The following is a 13,896-nucleotide window of genomic DNA, read 5'->3' as shown; positions in this document are numbered from 1 at the left end:
TCGTTCACCGGGGGGACGCGCGCCCCCACGACGGGTTGAAGGACGGTGTCAGATGCTCGGAGGCGAATCCCGCGACGCCGCGGGGACGTCCACAGCCACCTCTCCCCTGTCCTCCGCCTCTCCCGGCCGGCGGATCGCCGCCGTCGACGCCCTGCGCGGCTTCGCCCTGTTCGGCATCCTGGTGGTGAACGTCACCTACTACGCCTCCGGATACCGGATGGCGGGCCTGGCCGCGCCCTGGTTCACCTCCATGCTCGACTGGGAGGTGCGCGGGGTCGTCGCGGTGCTCTTCGAGAACAAGTTCTACCTGCTCTTCGCCTTCCTGTTCGGCTACAGCTTCACCCTGCAGATCGACTCGGCCGAGCGGGCGGGGGCGGCGTTCGTCCCCCGGTTCCTGCGCCGCCTGGCCGGGCTCTTCCTGCTGGGCATGGCTCACGCGATCTTCCTGTTCCCCGGCGACATCCTGGCCACGTACGCGATGGTCGGCCTGGTGCTGCTGGTGTTGCGCCGGATCACCCCGCGCACCGCCATGATCCTGGCGGTCGCGCTGACCGTGATGCTCGCCGTGGGCACGCTGCTGCTGGCCGGGCTGGCGATGATGGGGGGCGGCGACGCCTCGGAGATGGTGTCGGAGAGCGCCGTGCAGGCCGCCGAGGCCGACCGCGCGCTGCACGGCTCGGCAGTCATGATCATCAACGAGCACCTGCACAAGCTCGGCAGGATCCTCGTGCTACGGGTGTTCTTCCAGTGCCCCACAGTCCTGGCCGCGTGCCTGGTCGGGCTGGCCGTGGGCAAGAAGCGGCTGCTGACCGACCTGTCCGGGCACCTGGGCACGTTGCGCAGGCTGCAGTGGACGGGCTTCACGGTCGGCCTGGCCGGGGCCGCGGTCTACGCGCACGCGACCTGGTCGGGCGGCGGAAGCACCTACCACATGATCGGGCAGTCGGTGAACCTGGTCACCGCGCCGCTGCTGGCCGCGGCGTACGCCGCCACCCTGCTGCGCGTGCTCCCGGCGGTGCCGCGCCTGGGCGGACTGCTCGCGCCATCCGGGCGGATGGCGCTGACCAACTACCTGGCCCAGTCGCTGATCTGCTCGCTGATCTTCACCGGTTACGGGCTGAGCCTGGTGGACATGCTCAGCCCGCTGTCCGTGGTGTCGATCGGGGTCGCCCTGTTCGCGGTGCAGACCGTCTACAGCCACCTGTGGCTCGGCCGGCACCGCTACGGGCCCGTGGAGTGGTGGCTGCGCTGGCTGACCAACGGGCGCAGGCCCGCCCGTTCCCCGCGCGGGTCACGCGCCTAGGCTCCGTCGCGCGCGCTCCACTTGACCTCGTACGGCTTGAGCTGGAACTGCTTGCCGTCCACGGTGGTGGTCACGGCCGCGTTGGTGGTGTTGACCATCACGAGCTGGCGCGCCTGCGCGAGGACCCGGACCTTGGGGTCTGAGGAGGTGACCGTCTCCAGCTTGACGTCGGCGGGGAACCACTTGACGAAGCCGCTCATGATGCCCGCCATGGGCAGCTCGGCGCCGCTGCTGGGGTGCCACAGGCAGCCCTGGCATTCTTCCTGGTCCCCGCCGGTGTCCTTGCGCTGGGGGCTCCAGTAGAGCGAGGTGGTGGCGCCGCTGCTGGCGAACTCCATCATCGCCGCCGTCTGGACGGCGATGCGGCGGTCCTCGGCCCAGTCCCTGCTGTTCGGCTCGACGTACCACTCGGCCCACCAGACGGGCAGGTCGCCGCTCTTCTCCCGGAGCCACTTGGTGATGGCGCCGAACTTGCCGAGGGCGGTGAACTCGTCGGGGTAGGCGCCGGCCTCCTTGGTGACCGAGGCGCCGTCGACGATGATGAAGTCTGCGCCCTTCTTGTTCTTGATCCAGTAGGAGACGGCGTCCAGGTCACGCTGGTCGACGATCCCCCAGGGGCCCTGGATCTCGGAGGTCCTGCCGTTCGCCGTGCTGCTGCTGCCGACCGACACGTACGGCCCGCCGACCTTGATGTCCTTGTTGACCGCCTTCAGCGCGTCGTAGACCTTGTTGTACAGCTCCGTGTAGCCCTCGATGTCCCAGCGGTTCTGGGCCTGGTTCCAGAAGCCCTTCAGCTCGTTCCAGACCATGTAGTGCTTGACGGTGGGGTAGCGCTTGGCGACCGTCGCGGCGAGCTTGGCGTAGTCGTCGAAGTGCTCGCGGCGGGGCGCGGTCTCCAGTTGTGTCCAGTCGGTCCGGCCCGAGGTGCCGCCCTTCATCCAGTCGGGCGCGCAGCAGAGCGTGACGATCGGGATGGCCTTCGACCGCGCCATGAACTGGATGCGGCGGTCGAGGTCGCGGAAGTCGTTCTTGCCCGGCTCGGGCTCGGGGTTGCTCGCGCCCCAGCCCATGATGTGCTGGTTCTGCAGCATCGGGACCCGGCTGAGCACGTGCGCGGCGGCGTCGCTGATCTCGCCGCCGGAGTTGTCGGCGCTGAACTCGGTGTGGGTGATGCCCCAGCGTGGCCATTCGTCGACGGAGGGCGGCGGTTCCAGCACCGGTGCCGCCTGCGGCGGGGGGATCGTCGCGACCTGCCCGCGGGGAATGTCCGGTTTTACGGCCAACACAATGATCCCTACCACAAGGACCACCGTCACAGCTGTCGCTGCCAGGGCGATCGGCCAGGCCGGGCGTCGCCGCTGGTGCCGTCCGTCAGTCGGTATCACCGGATTCCTCAATCCTCGCTGATCATCCAATGTAGCGTTCCACAGCGATGACGAACCTGCGCGCGAAAAGGCCCTGTTCACAGGCAGGCGTTACCGGCTGCGGGTGCCACCGTAGCGATGGCGACTTGCAGAACGCTTGAAACTTCTACCGCAGTTCCCGGTTCGCCTCATCACCCTAAACGACCTGGCGTCCGCCTCCGGCGGACCGTCCCGGCGCCCGCCTCCGGCGAACCGTCGGCTCAGCTGTCGAGCACCCGGTGGGCCCGCTCGACGAGTGTGGGAACGGCCGCGCCGATGTTCTCGAAGCCCTCCCCCACGGTCTTGCCCTGCTTGAACCTGGCGTGGATGCCCTCCACGATCACCGCGAGCTTGAAGTTGCCGAACGCCACGTAGAAGTCCAGGTCGGACAGGTCGGCGCCGGAGACCTTGGCGTAGTGGGCCGCGAACTCCCGGGCGGTGAGGAAGCCGGGGGCGACGGTGACGCCCGCCGCGACCGGGATCGAGGCGCGCTGCTCGTCGCCGGGATCCTGCCAGTAGGTGAGGGTCAGGCCCAGGTCGGCGAGCGGGTCGCCGAGGGTGGACATCTCCCAGTCGACGACGGCCAGGATGTCCGGGTCCGCGGAGAGCCGCACCAACGTGTTGTCCAGCCGGTAGTCGCCGTGGACCAGTGTGGCGGCCGAGCGGGCGGGCAGCCGCTCGCGCAGGCGGGCCGCCAGACGGTCGTACTCGGGCAGTTCGGCGGTCTTCGACCGCTCCCACTGCTGACCCCAGCGCTCCAGCTGGCGTGCCATGTATCCCTCGGGGCGCCCGAAGTCGGCCAGTCCCGCCGCCTCGTAGTCGACCGCGTGGATCGCGGCGAGCACCTCGGCCAGGCGCTCGGAGAGCCGCCGGGTCTGCCCGGGGGTCAGGTCCCGGACCTCATGGCTGCTCCGCACGGCGGCGCCGGCCACGTGCGCCATGAGGTAGAACGGCGCCCCGATGACGTCCGGGTCGGCGCAGAACGCGACGGGCTCGGGCACGGGGACGGGGGTGGGCGCGAGGGCCGAGATCACCCGCCACTCACGCCTCATGTCGTGGGCCGTCGGCAGCACGTGACCCAGCGGCGGGCGGCGCAGCACCAGCCGGCGCTCCCGGGTCTCGACAACGTACGTCAGGTTGGACCTGCCGCCCGCGATCAGGGAGGCGCCGGTCGGCTCCCCGGCGTCGGGGACGTTGGCGGCCATCCATGCGGTCAGACGGGTCCAGTCGATCCCAGGGATGTTCATAGCCACTAATTAGAACGCCACTCGGGTTGACGACGCCACCGGGGGAGGACGGAGGGAAGCAGACCCGGGGGAATAAAAGCCCTGGAAGCGGATAAAGGGGGCGGTAAAACTTTACACCAACACCGGGTTGTGGATCTCCCCTTCCTTTATCGTTACATTACGTCTCTACCCGCATGCTTGGGCATACGCCGCCCTCCCAACGGGGGCGGTGTAGGGGAAGCCGCACACCCCAGTAGGAGCTCATGCGCATCTCAGTCATCCGCCCCCAGGATCTCGGTACGACCGACATCGACCGATGGAGGACGCTCCAGGCTTCCAACCCCGCCTTCGACAATCCGTTCCTGTCGCCCGAGTTCACGATCACCGTTGGCGCGCTCCAGGAACGCGTCCGGGTGGCGGTGCTGCACGACGGGTCGGACGTGGTGGGGTTCTTCCCGTTCGAGCGTCACCCCATGGGCATCGGCATGCCGGTGGCGGCGGGGCTGACCGACGCGCAGGGGCTGGTGCACGCCAAGGACGTGGAGATCGACCCGCACCGGTTGATCAGGGCGTGCGGCCTGGCGGTCTTCGAGTTCGACCACCTGGTCGCCGGGCAGCCGCTGCTCCAGCCGGGGCACAGCCGGCACCCGTCGCCCATCATCGACCTGCGCGACGGCTTCGAGTCCTACATCGAGACGGTCAAGACGCATTCCGGCAAGACCTACCGCTCGACGGCGTACAAGAGCCGCAAGCTGCAGCGTGACGTCGGGCCGCTCCGGCACGACTACGCGGTCACGGAGCTGGCGCCGCTGCGCACGCTGCTGGGGTGGAAGACCGACCAGTACCGCCGCACCGGGCGCACCGACCGGTTCGCCCGGCCGTGGATCGTGGAGCTGGTCGAGCGGTTCCTCGCCACCGACACCGAGCACTTCGGCGGCGTCCTCGACATGCTGTACGTGGACGGGCAACCGGTCGCCGGCCATTTCGGCCTGCGCACCGGCACCACGCTCGCGGGCTGGTTCCCCGCCTACGACACCGCCTTCGCCAAGTACTCCCCCGGGCTGATCCACCACCTGGCCATGGCCGAGAAGGCCGCCGCGTCCGGAATCCAGGTCATCGACATGGGCCGCGGCGAGAAGGAGTACAAGGAGAAGCTCAAGAACGGCGAGTACGAGGTGGCCGAGGGCCGCATCGCCCGGCCGAGCGCCGGGGCCGGAGTGCACTGGATGCTGCGGGTCCCGGTCCGCAAGGCGCGCGGCACGGTCCTGGCCAACCCGATGCTGCGCACCACCGCCGACCGCGCGCTGAAGACGTACGGCCGCCTGCGCACCTCGATCATGTCGTGAACCCGCGGCGGTCAGCCGATCAGTTCGGCGACCGTCGTGATCCCGCGCCGGAGGTCGGCCAGCGAGGCGGAGCCGTAGCCGATCACGAGGCCGTGCCTGAGCGGTGGCCCGTAGTAGTGGCGGGTCATCGAGTCCAGCAGCACCCCGCGCCGGCGGGCGGCCTCGACGAGGGGCTCGACCGTGTGCTCCGGCAGCTCCACCATGACGTGCAGGCCCGCGGTGTCGCCCATGACCCGGGGGCCGAGGAGGCCGACGATCGCGGCGCGGCGCCTGGCGTACTCCAGGCGCATACGACGCAGGTGCCGGTCCAGGTCCCCCCGCTCCAGCAGCACGGCGACCGCCTGCTGGGCCGGGCCGCTCGTGCGGTCGGTCAGGTCGTCCCTGGTCAGGGCGATGTCGGCGAGCAGGCTCGGCTCGGCCACCAGCCAGCCGACCCCGATGTCCGGCGTCAGGACCTTGCTCAGGCTGCCCAGCAGCACCACCTGCCCGGGATCGAGGCCGTACAGGGCGGGCAGCGGGGCGACATCGTAGCGGAACTCGGCGTCGTAGTCGTCCTCCACCACGATCGCCCCGGTGCCGCGGGCCCAGGCGAGGAGGCGTTCCCGGCGGGGGACGGGCAGGCGCCCGCCCAGGGGGTACTGGTGGGCGGGGGTGGTGTACAGCACGCGCAGGTCGCCGGGGAGGCCGTCGACGACGACGCCGTCCTCGTCGACCGGGCAGGGCACGATCTCGGCGCCCCGCCCGGCGAAGGCGTTCCTGGCGACACGGTAACCGGGCTCCTCGACACCCGCCCGGTCACCGAGCCTCAGGAGCGTGGCGGCGACGAGGTCGAGGCCGTTCCCGGTGCCCCGAGTGATCATGACGTTCTCCGGCTCGACGGGGATCGCCCTGGTCCTGCGGAGGTGCTCGGCCAGGGCGACCCGCAGCCTGGGGAGACCGTAGGGGTCGGGTTCGGCCGCCGGCGGCAGGTCGGCCGCACCGCGCCAGGCCCTGCGCCAGGCCGCCCGGTCGTAGTCGAGGACCCACGGTCGCCCGGGGCGCAGGTCGATCACGGTCTCTCCCGGCCCGGGCCGCGCAGGCGGCCACGCCGCGACCGCGCCGCCTGAAGCCCGGCGCCCGCCCGCGGCGCCCGGAGCGGGAGCGGGGACGCCGGTGCGGGACGGATCGGGGGCCGGCGGCGGAACCGGTGCGGCCGGCGGGCGGTGGACGACCATGTCGGCCACGTAGGTGCCGGAACCGTGGCGGCCGTCGAGCCAGCCCTCGGCGTACAGCTGCTGGTAGGCCTCCGTGACGACGGTGCGGCTGACCTTGAGCTGGCGGGCGAGCGCCCGGGTGGAGGGCAGGCGCTCGCCCGAGGTGAGGGTGCCGTCGCGCATGGCCGCGCGCAGACGGTCGCCGAGCTGGGCGGAGAGGGCCGTACCGGCCTCGCGGTCCACCGAAAGGGGCAGGTCGACGGAGGGGCGCGGCAAAGTGGTCTCCTTGAAGAGGTCGGAAGTGGACGTTTCTTCAGTGTCCACTTTTTTCTACGTTACGACCATGCTCTCTACGACTCCCCGCACCACACTCGGCCGCGCCAAGCATCGGGCCCTGACCGGCCGCGAGGACCTGTACGCGGTGCTGGACGCCGGCCTGGTCTGCCACCTGGGCGTCATGGTCGACGGCTGGCCCATGGTCGTGCCCACCGGTTACGGCCGGATCGGCGACACCCTCTACCTGCACGGCTCCACCGGCGCCACCTCCCTGCGGAACGCGGACCAGGTCTGCGTCACGGTGACGCACGTGGACGGCGTCGTCCTGGCCCGCTCGGCCTTCAGCCACTCGCTCAACTACCGCTCGGCCATGGTCTACGGCCACGCGCGCCGGGTGGAGGACCCCGAGGAGCACCTGGCCGGTCTGCGGGCGATCACCGAGCAGCTCGCCCCGGGCCAGTGGGACGCCACCCGCAAGCCGACCGGGAAGGAGCTCGCCGCGACCGCCGTGCTCGCCCTCTCGCTCGCCGAGGCGTCGGTGAAGGTGCGCCAGGGCCCCCCGAACGACGACGAGGAGGATTACGCGCTGCCGATCTGGGCCGGGGTCCTCCCGCTCCACCAGGTCTGGGGCGCCCCCGAGCCCGACCCGGCGATGACCGCGGAGCTGCCCGTGCCCGCGCACATCGCCGCACGGGCCATGCCCGCCCGGTAGCCGGCCCGGCGGCCCCGCCCCCGCGGGCCGGGACGGGAAACAGCTGTGACCACGATCACTCCGTGAGACCATTTTGTGATTAATGAGCGGAATTTAATGATCTATCGCTAAGCTACGGTCCGTCTTTCATGGGTGGGGGCCCAGACAAGAGGAGACCGTTATGCACGGCACGCCATCGGCCTGGCGAGTCCCCGGATACACCGAGATCCGCGAGTTGGGCGCCGGTGCGGCCGGGCGTGTGGTGATGGCGCGGCACGACGCCGACGGCGTCCTGGTGGCGATCAAATATCTCTCCGACGAGCTGCGGAGCGACGTCGGGTTCGTCGCGCGCTTCCGGCACGAGGCGCGGATGCTCCACAGGCTGAACAGCCCGCACGCCGTGCGGCTGTACGACTACGTGGAGAACAGCGCCGGCGCGGCCATCGTCATGGAGCTGATCAACGGCATCGCCCTGCGGACACTGCTGCGCTCGGAGGGGCCGACCGGCCCCGAGGCGGCGCTGACCGTGCTCAAGGGCTCACTGCTGGGGCTGGCCGCCGCGCACGCGGCCGGCGTCGTACACCGCGACTTCAAGCCCGAGAACGTGATGGTGGAGACCGAGGGGGCGAGCAAGCTCGTCGACTTCGGCATCGCGCTGCGCTCCGGCGACGGCGACGCCCCCGCGGGCACCCCGCCGTACATGGCCCCCGAGCAGTGGATGGGCGGCCCGGCCGGTCCGGCCACCGATGTCTACGCCGCGACGGTCGTCTTCTTCGAGTGCCTGACGGGCACCCGCCCCTTCCGGGCCACGAACATCGCCGCTCTGGCCCGCCAGCACCAGAGCGCGCCCCCGCCCGTCGAGGAGGTGCCGCCGGCGCTGCAGGGGCTGATCGAGCGCGGCATGGCCAAGCACCCGGCCGACCGGCCGCCGACCGCCACCGCCTTCCTCACCGAGCTGGAGGCCGTCGCCGCCGACGCCTACGGGCCCGACTGGCAGCGGCGCGGCCGCCGCCGCCTGGCCTCGATGGCCGCGCTGCTGGCCCCGCTCTTCCCGCTGGACTCGCCGGCCACGCAGGCCGACACCTCCCTCGCCGAGACCGACCTGGGCTCCGGCCTCGACGAAAGAAGGATCTCCCCACTCAGCAAGCTGAGCGTCAAGATCCTCGTCGGCGTCGGCTGCATCGCGGTGATCGGCGGCGTGACCACGGTGGTGGTCAACGCGGGCAGCACCACGGAGGTCCGGTCGCAGAGCTCCGTCACCACGCAGGCCCCGACCCCGTCGGATCTCCTGGACGAGACCATCCCGGTGGAGGAGCCCGAGGAGCCCGAGGAGCCCCCGGCGGAGGACACCCCCACACCCACGGCGACCCCGAGCCCGACCCCCACCACCGCCGCCACCGCTCCCCCGGTGGCGCCGACCACCGCCAAGCCCACCCCGACGCCCACGGCGTCACGGAAGCCCACCAGGAGACCCACCACCCGGCCGACGACGCGGCCCCCCGCGGAGCCGTCGCCGACCCCCACGCCGGAGGACAACTCCACCCTCGACCGCCCGGACACGCCCACGACCGCGCCGGCCCCGACCCGATCGACGACCGCCCCCACGCAGACGAGCCGGCCCAGCGATCCCCCCAGCACCCCGCCCAGCGACCCTCCCACCTCCCAGAACCCCGAGCCGACGGATACCGGCGGTGAGGGGCCGCCGCGCCTGACCGGCTCGCCCACGATCCCCGCCGAGGCCGCCCCCGCCGCGTTCCTCGCCCTGGGCCTGGTGACGAGCGGTGCCGTACCGTTCACACTGGCCGTCAAACGCGGTATGACGGGACGGCACCGCCGGCGACGGTAGACGGAGGGACGAGGCCACGATGAGCACCGGGCAGGGGGAGGTGGCCGGATTCCGGTTGACCGGCCACGCGTGGGCCGACGACCTGGGAACCTGGTCCTCAGCCGTGGCGGCCGACGGACGGCCGGGCGGCGTGCTGGCGTTCGACCCGAGGCTGGTCGCCGACGCCGCGGCGCGCGAGCGGCTGGTCGCGGCCGTGGTCGCCGACCGGCGTCTCGCCCAGGGCGGCCTGACCGGGCTGCTGCCCATCGCCGATCTGGTCACGGCGGAGGGCCGGATCTGGCTCATCACCGCCGAGCCGGCCTGCCCGACCGTGACCGACCTGCTGCCCGGCGTCCCCGGGTCTCCCGGGCCCGGGGCGGGCGGCGCGGCCACCGTCCTGGTGGAGACCGCGCAGACCCTGCTGTCCGTGCACGCCGCCGGGCTGGCCCACGGGGAGCTGCACCCCGGCACCGTGGTGATCGCCGCCGACGGATCGGCCCTGCTCGCCAAACGGGGCCTGGCCGACGCGCTGTCCGGCCGCCCGCCGGCTCCGGAGCGCGACGTGACGGCCTGGGCGTCGCTGGCCCGCGGCCTCGCCGCGACCTGGGCCGCCGGTGACCCGCAAGCCGCCGATCTGTTCGAGCGGGCGGCGGCCACGGCCTCCCTGCGCGGTCTCGCCGCGGCCCGCGACACCCTGCTTGCCGGGCGGGACCGGTTACCGTCCGGTTTTCCCGGACGCGCCAGCCTCACCGAGACCGCGCACCGTTGGTCGGCGCGCGTCGCGCCCGCCCAGGCGGGCCCGCCGGTCCCCGCGCCGCCCGCCCGCGACGAGGGCGAGATCGTCACCATGCTCCGTGTCCCGGCGACCGGCGAGCGCCGGACCGAGGACGTGGTGATGCGCTTCGGCCCCGGGGTGCCGTCGGAGACCACCGCCGCCCAGCTCTGGCGGGCCGGCCGGGAGCAGCAGGAGACCGAGCTGGCCGGCGACCGGCTCCGGCGCGCCGCCGGCCGCCCCGTCCGGCGCCGGGGCCGGGGCCGCACGGTCCTCGCCGCCGTGGTGCTGTCGCTGATGGTCGTGGCCGCGGTGGCGTTGTGGCTGTTCCGCGGCTCGGCCACGCCGCTGGAGGTCGCGAAGGTCGACGTGCGCGCGCCGAAGAAGACCCAGGGGTGCGACACGACCGTCAGGATCACCGGCGTGTTCTCGACCAACGGTTCGGCCGGTGAGATCCGCTACCGTTGGAAACGGAGCGACCGCAAGGAGCCGATCGAGCAGAGCGACCAGATCACGTCCGGGACGACCTCGCACGAGGTCAGCCTGGAGTGGACGGTCAAGGGCGAGGGAAGTTTCCGGGGCACCGCCACCCTGGAGCTGGTCTCTCCGCGGCCCGAGGGTGAGAAGCTCCAGGACAGGGCGAGCTTCAGCTACAAATGTTCATGAGCGACACGCAAGGTCCACAATGCGGCGCAAAGCGGTTCTTACTACTCTGGCGGCCATGACCACGCAGACCCCCTCCGGCTGGTACCCCGACCCTTACGGCTCGCCGCAGTTGCGGTGGTGGGACGGGAGCCAGTGGACCGACGCCACCCACGCGGTGGACGCCCCCACCGGGCAGGCGGCGCCTCAGGGGCCGCAGACCGGCCCCGTCCCCTTCCCCCAGGCACCGTCGCCGGAGGCCGGCGCCCAGCAGGCGGGCCCGCACCCGGGGCAGTGGGAGCAGCAGACCGTCCAGTACCAGGAGCCGGGGGCGGGCCAGCCCCAGTGGGGCGGCCCGCAGGGGCCGGGCACCGGTCAGTCCCAGTGGGGCGGCCCGGGGCAGGGCGACGGTCAGTCGCAGTGGAGCGGCCCGGGGCAGGGCGGCGCCACGATGCAGCTGCCCTCCCCGCAGTTCGGCGGTTACCCGTCCGGGCCCCCGCCCCGCAAGAGCAGCCCGCTGCCGTGGATCCTGGGCGGCGGCGGCGTACTGATCCTGATCGTCGTGATCGTGATCGGGGCGATGTACCTGGTCGACCCCGGCCGCAGGAACAGCGCGAGCGAGCGCACCGGGTTGCCCTCCCCGTTTCCCACGCTGAGCCGGGAGCCCGCGCCGGAGCCGACCCCCGAGGCCACGCCCTCGCAGCCGAGCTCCGGCACGCCGCCCCAGCCGCAGGACGGGCGCATCACCGACCCGGTGACCGGCCTGTCCTTCGAGATCCCCGGCAGCCCGTGGCGGGTGCCGTCGAAGCTCGGCGGCGGGCTCGGCTTCACGTGGACCAGCGGGGCCGTGGCCGTCGCGCAGAGCGACTTCGACGGCCAGGGCAACGACTGGCTCGGCAACGTCTTCACCGGCCAGCTTCCCACCCAGTACGGCTACAGCGGGCCCGCGAGCATGCGCTCGGTCGCCGCGACACTGCTGCAGGTGGTCGAGCCCGCCTTCTACACCCCGCCGCACAAGCGGAAGATCGTCGAGGACAAGGCCATCAAGGTGAGCGGCAAGGACGCCTGGCTGCTCGTCTTCGACCTGGACTTCACCGAGCAGTCCGAGGCCAACGGCTGGAAGTGGAAGCGGGAGCGGGCCGCGTTCGTGATCGTGGACCGCGGCGCGGGCGCCACCCCGGCGCTCGCCTACATCTCCGTGCCGGACAATCTGGGTCTGTCGGTGGCCGACCAGGTCGTCACGTCGCTCAAGCTCTCCTGAAGAGGAGTACTACCCTGAAGGCTATGAGTGACCTGCTGGTCTGGATCGACTGTGAGATGACCGGGCTCGACCTCGGCCGTGACGCGCTCGTCGAGGTGGCCTGCGTGGTCACCGACGGCGAGCTGAACCAGCTTGACGGGGGTGTGGACGTGGTCATCAAACCCCCGCCGGAGTCCCTGGAGCAGATGTCGGAGGTGGTGCGCGAGATGCACACTTCTTCCGGCCTGCTGGAGGCGCTGGGCGGCGGCGTGACGCTGGCCGAGGCCGAGACGATGGTGCTGGAGTACATCAGCCGTCACATCCCGGAGCCCAAGAGGGCCCCGCTCTGCGGCAACTCCATCGCCACGGACCGGTCGTTCATCGCGCGCGACATGCCCGCCGTGGATGCCTTCCTGCACTACCGGATGATCGATGTGTCCTCCGTGAAGGAACTGGCCCGGCGTTGGTACCCGCGGGTCTACTTCGCCTCGCCCGAGAAGCGGGGCGGCCACCGGGCGCTGGCCGACATCACCGAGAGCATCCGTGAGCTGCGCTACTACCGCGCGGCGATCTTCGTTCCCCAGCCGGGGCCCGACTCCACCACCTCGCGTGAGCTGGCCGAGAGGGTCATCAGCGGCACGATATGAGCGACTCGCCGGAAACCCGGTGCGAAACGACTCCCAAAGACCGCTACACTTTTCATGTGCTGCTGCGGCGGCGATGGTGGGCGTAGCTCAGTTGGCAGAGCGCCAGGTTGTGGTCCTGGATGTCGAGGGTTCAAGTCCCTTCGCTCACCCCACGAGAACGGCCGGTCCTCACGGACCGGCCGTTCTGCGTTACAGCCCCGCTCCCACCCACCAAAAGCAGATAATGCGAGCTATGCTCGCAGCTATCGCTACGCCGTGAGATCGGGGGTTCGGCGACCTGACCGTGTTGCAGCCACGGAGGCCGGATGAGAGTCGACGACGTCCCGTTCGACGCGGACCCGAAGATCGTGCCCCGCTTGAGCAGGCGCGAGACCGAGGTCATGGAACTGATCGCGACGGGTCGCTCCAACGGGCAGATCGCCCAGCACCTGTTCCTGAGCGAGAAGACCGTCAAGAACCACGTGAACCGCATATACGCCAAGCTGGGCGTCGACTCGCGGGGCACCGCGATCGACGTGTGGCTGGAGCGGGCGTCCCGGGAAGAACCGCCGGACTACCGCCCCTGTCCCTGACCGGCCCGCCCGCCCGCCGGGGCCGACCACCCGGGGCCCTGACCGGCCCGGGACTCCACACCGTGACGGGCGCGACGGGCTCCGGGGACACCGGCGCCCGCGGGCGCGGTCCCCGGCCTGGAGCCCCGAGCGCGAAGACCGGACCCCGACCCTGAGCGCGGAAGGCACCGAAGGGTGCCGAGAGGTAACGCCCCCGGCGGAAGCATGCCGCCGGGGGCGTCGTCGCAGAGGGTGGTGCCGGGAGAGTGAGGACAGGACGCCTCAGCCGTCGATCGTGACCGTGGCGTACTCGTAATCGGTGCGACCGTTCTCGTCCCCGTAGTGACTCCGGCCGGTCATGACCTCGTTGGCACCCGCTATCGAGATGTGGTTGCTCTCTCTCACGTACCCGGTCCACCGCCGGGAGGTGAGTCTCACGGTCTTTCCTTGCCAGGACAGCGCACTGGCGAAGTACAAGGTGTCTTCTTTCTCGTCCCCGACGTGATACCGGCCGGTGATGGCCTTGTCTTCCGGAGTGGAGTAATTCGACTTGCTTTCTCTCACAGTACCCGTGGTGGCCAGCGTTACCGTGACCAGTTCACCGTTGATGTAGATCCGGCCGCAGCGGTACGTGGTGTTGCCGTTCTCGTCCCCGTAGTGACTCCGGCCGATCATCACCTCGTTGGCCGGGCAGTAGAACGGGCTGTTCGATTCCTTCATGGTATAGGTGTACGTGTGGATGATCTGGATCGATTCCCCCGCGGCCGCGGCCGCGGGGGCG

The 13,896-nt window shown here is 71.3% G+C and carries 12 protein-coding genes and 1 tRNA gene; 9 read left to right on the top strand and 4 right to left on the bottom strand.

The annotated features are described in order from the left end of the window. Positions 1-52 precede the first annotated feature (52 nt). On the top strand, positions 53-1,303 hold the full coding sequence (locus tag ABD841_RS18390) for a DUF418 domain-containing protein (RefSeq protein ID WP_344972999.1): 1,251 nt from the start codon (positions 53-55) through the stop codon (positions 1,301-1,303). Here ABD841_RS18390 and ABD841_RS18385 read toward each other — a convergent pair. Next, the gene (locus ABD841_RS18385; protein ID WP_344972997.1) at positions 1,300-2,589 is read right to left on the bottom strand and encodes a GH39 family glycosyl hydrolase; all 1,290 of its coding nucleotides are present in this window, start codon (positions 2,587-2,589) and stop codon (positions 1,300-1,302) included. The genes ABD841_RS18390 and ABD841_RS18385 overlap by 4 nt on opposite strands. 338 nt (positions 2,590-2,927) lie before the next feature. Beyond that, positions 2,928-3,953, bottom strand: coding sequence for a phosphotransferase family protein (locus ABD841_RS18380; protein ID WP_344972995.1), 1,026 nt, complete (start codon positions 3,951-3,953; stop codon positions 2,928-2,930). Positions 3,954-4,195: 242 nt separating this feature from the next. Here ABD841_RS18380 and ABD841_RS18375 point away from each other — a divergent pair, with 242 nt between their 5' ends. Next, positions 4,196-5,278, top strand: coding sequence for a GNAT family N-acetyltransferase (locus tag ABD841_RS18375; RefSeq protein ID WP_344972993.1), 1,083 nt, complete (start codon positions 4,196-4,198; stop codon positions 5,276-5,278). Positions 5,279-5,289: 11 nt separating this feature from the next. Here the strand turns inward: ABD841_RS18375 and pdxR are convergent, their stop codons facing one another. Then, positions 5,290-6,747, bottom strand: coding sequence for a MocR-like pyridoxine biosynthesis transcription factor PdxR (gene pdxR / locus ABD841_RS18370; RefSeq protein WP_344973173.1), 1,458 nt, complete (start codon positions 6,745-6,747; stop codon positions 5,290-5,292). Between the two features lie 67 nt (positions 6,748-6,814). Between pdxR and ABD841_RS18365 the strand changes: the two genes are divergently transcribed. From ABD841_RS18365 to ABD841_RS18335, 7 genes are all read left to right on the top strand, one after another. Further along, on the top strand, positions 6,815-7,459 hold the full coding sequence (locus tag ABD841_RS18365) for a pyridoxamine 5'-phosphate oxidase family protein (RefSeq protein WP_344972991.1): 645 nt from the start codon (positions 6,815-6,817) through the stop codon (positions 7,457-7,459). A gap of 160 nt (positions 7,460-7,619) precedes the next feature. Beyond that, complete coding sequence (locus ABD841_RS18360) at positions 7,620-9,284, top strand: serine/threonine-protein kinase (protein WP_344972990.1); 1,665 nt, start codon at positions 7,620-7,622, stop codon at positions 9,282-9,284. Positions 9,285-9,303: 19 nt separating this feature from the next. After that, complete coding sequence (locus ABD841_RS18355) at positions 9,304-10,701, top strand: protein kinase family protein (RefSeq protein WP_344972988.1); 1,398 nt, start codon at positions 9,304-9,306, stop codon at positions 10,699-10,701. Between the two features lie 55 nt (positions 10,702-10,756). Next, positions 10,757-11,938, top strand: coding sequence for a DUF2510 domain-containing protein (locus ABD841_RS18350; protein WP_344972987.1), 1,182 nt, complete (start codon positions 10,757-10,759; stop codon positions 11,936-11,938). Positions 11,939-11,961: 23 nt separating this feature from the next. Next, entirely contained in the window at positions 11,962-12,564 is a 603-nt protein-coding gene (gene orn, locus ABD841_RS18345) for an oligoribonuclease (protein ID WP_344972985.1), read from the top strand. Between the two features lie 76 nt (positions 12,565-12,640). After that, positions 12,641-12,716: transfer RNA gene (locus tag ABD841_RS18340), tRNA-His, on the top strand. Positions 12,717-12,869: 153 nt separating this feature from the next. Continuing rightward, positions 12,870-13,136 carry a helix-turn-helix domain-containing protein gene (locus ABD841_RS18335; protein WP_344972983.1) on the top strand — a complete coding sequence of 89 codons (267 nt, stop codon included), beginning with the start codon at positions 12,870-12,872 and terminating at the stop codon, positions 13,134-13,136. Positions 13,137-13,397: 261 nt separating this feature from the next. Here ABD841_RS18335 and ABD841_RS18330 read toward each other — a convergent pair. Further along, positions 13,398-13,896: hypothetical protein (locus ABD841_RS18330; protein WP_344972982.1), on the bottom strand; the 499-nt coding region annotated here is incomplete at its 5' end.

This window comes from Streptosporangium fragile, assembly GCF_039534445.1.
GTDB lineage: Bacteria > Actinomycetota > Actinomycetes > Streptosporangiales > Streptosporangiaceae > Streptosporangium > Streptosporangium fragile.
This window is presented reverse-complemented; position numbering and strand designations above follow the sequence as displayed.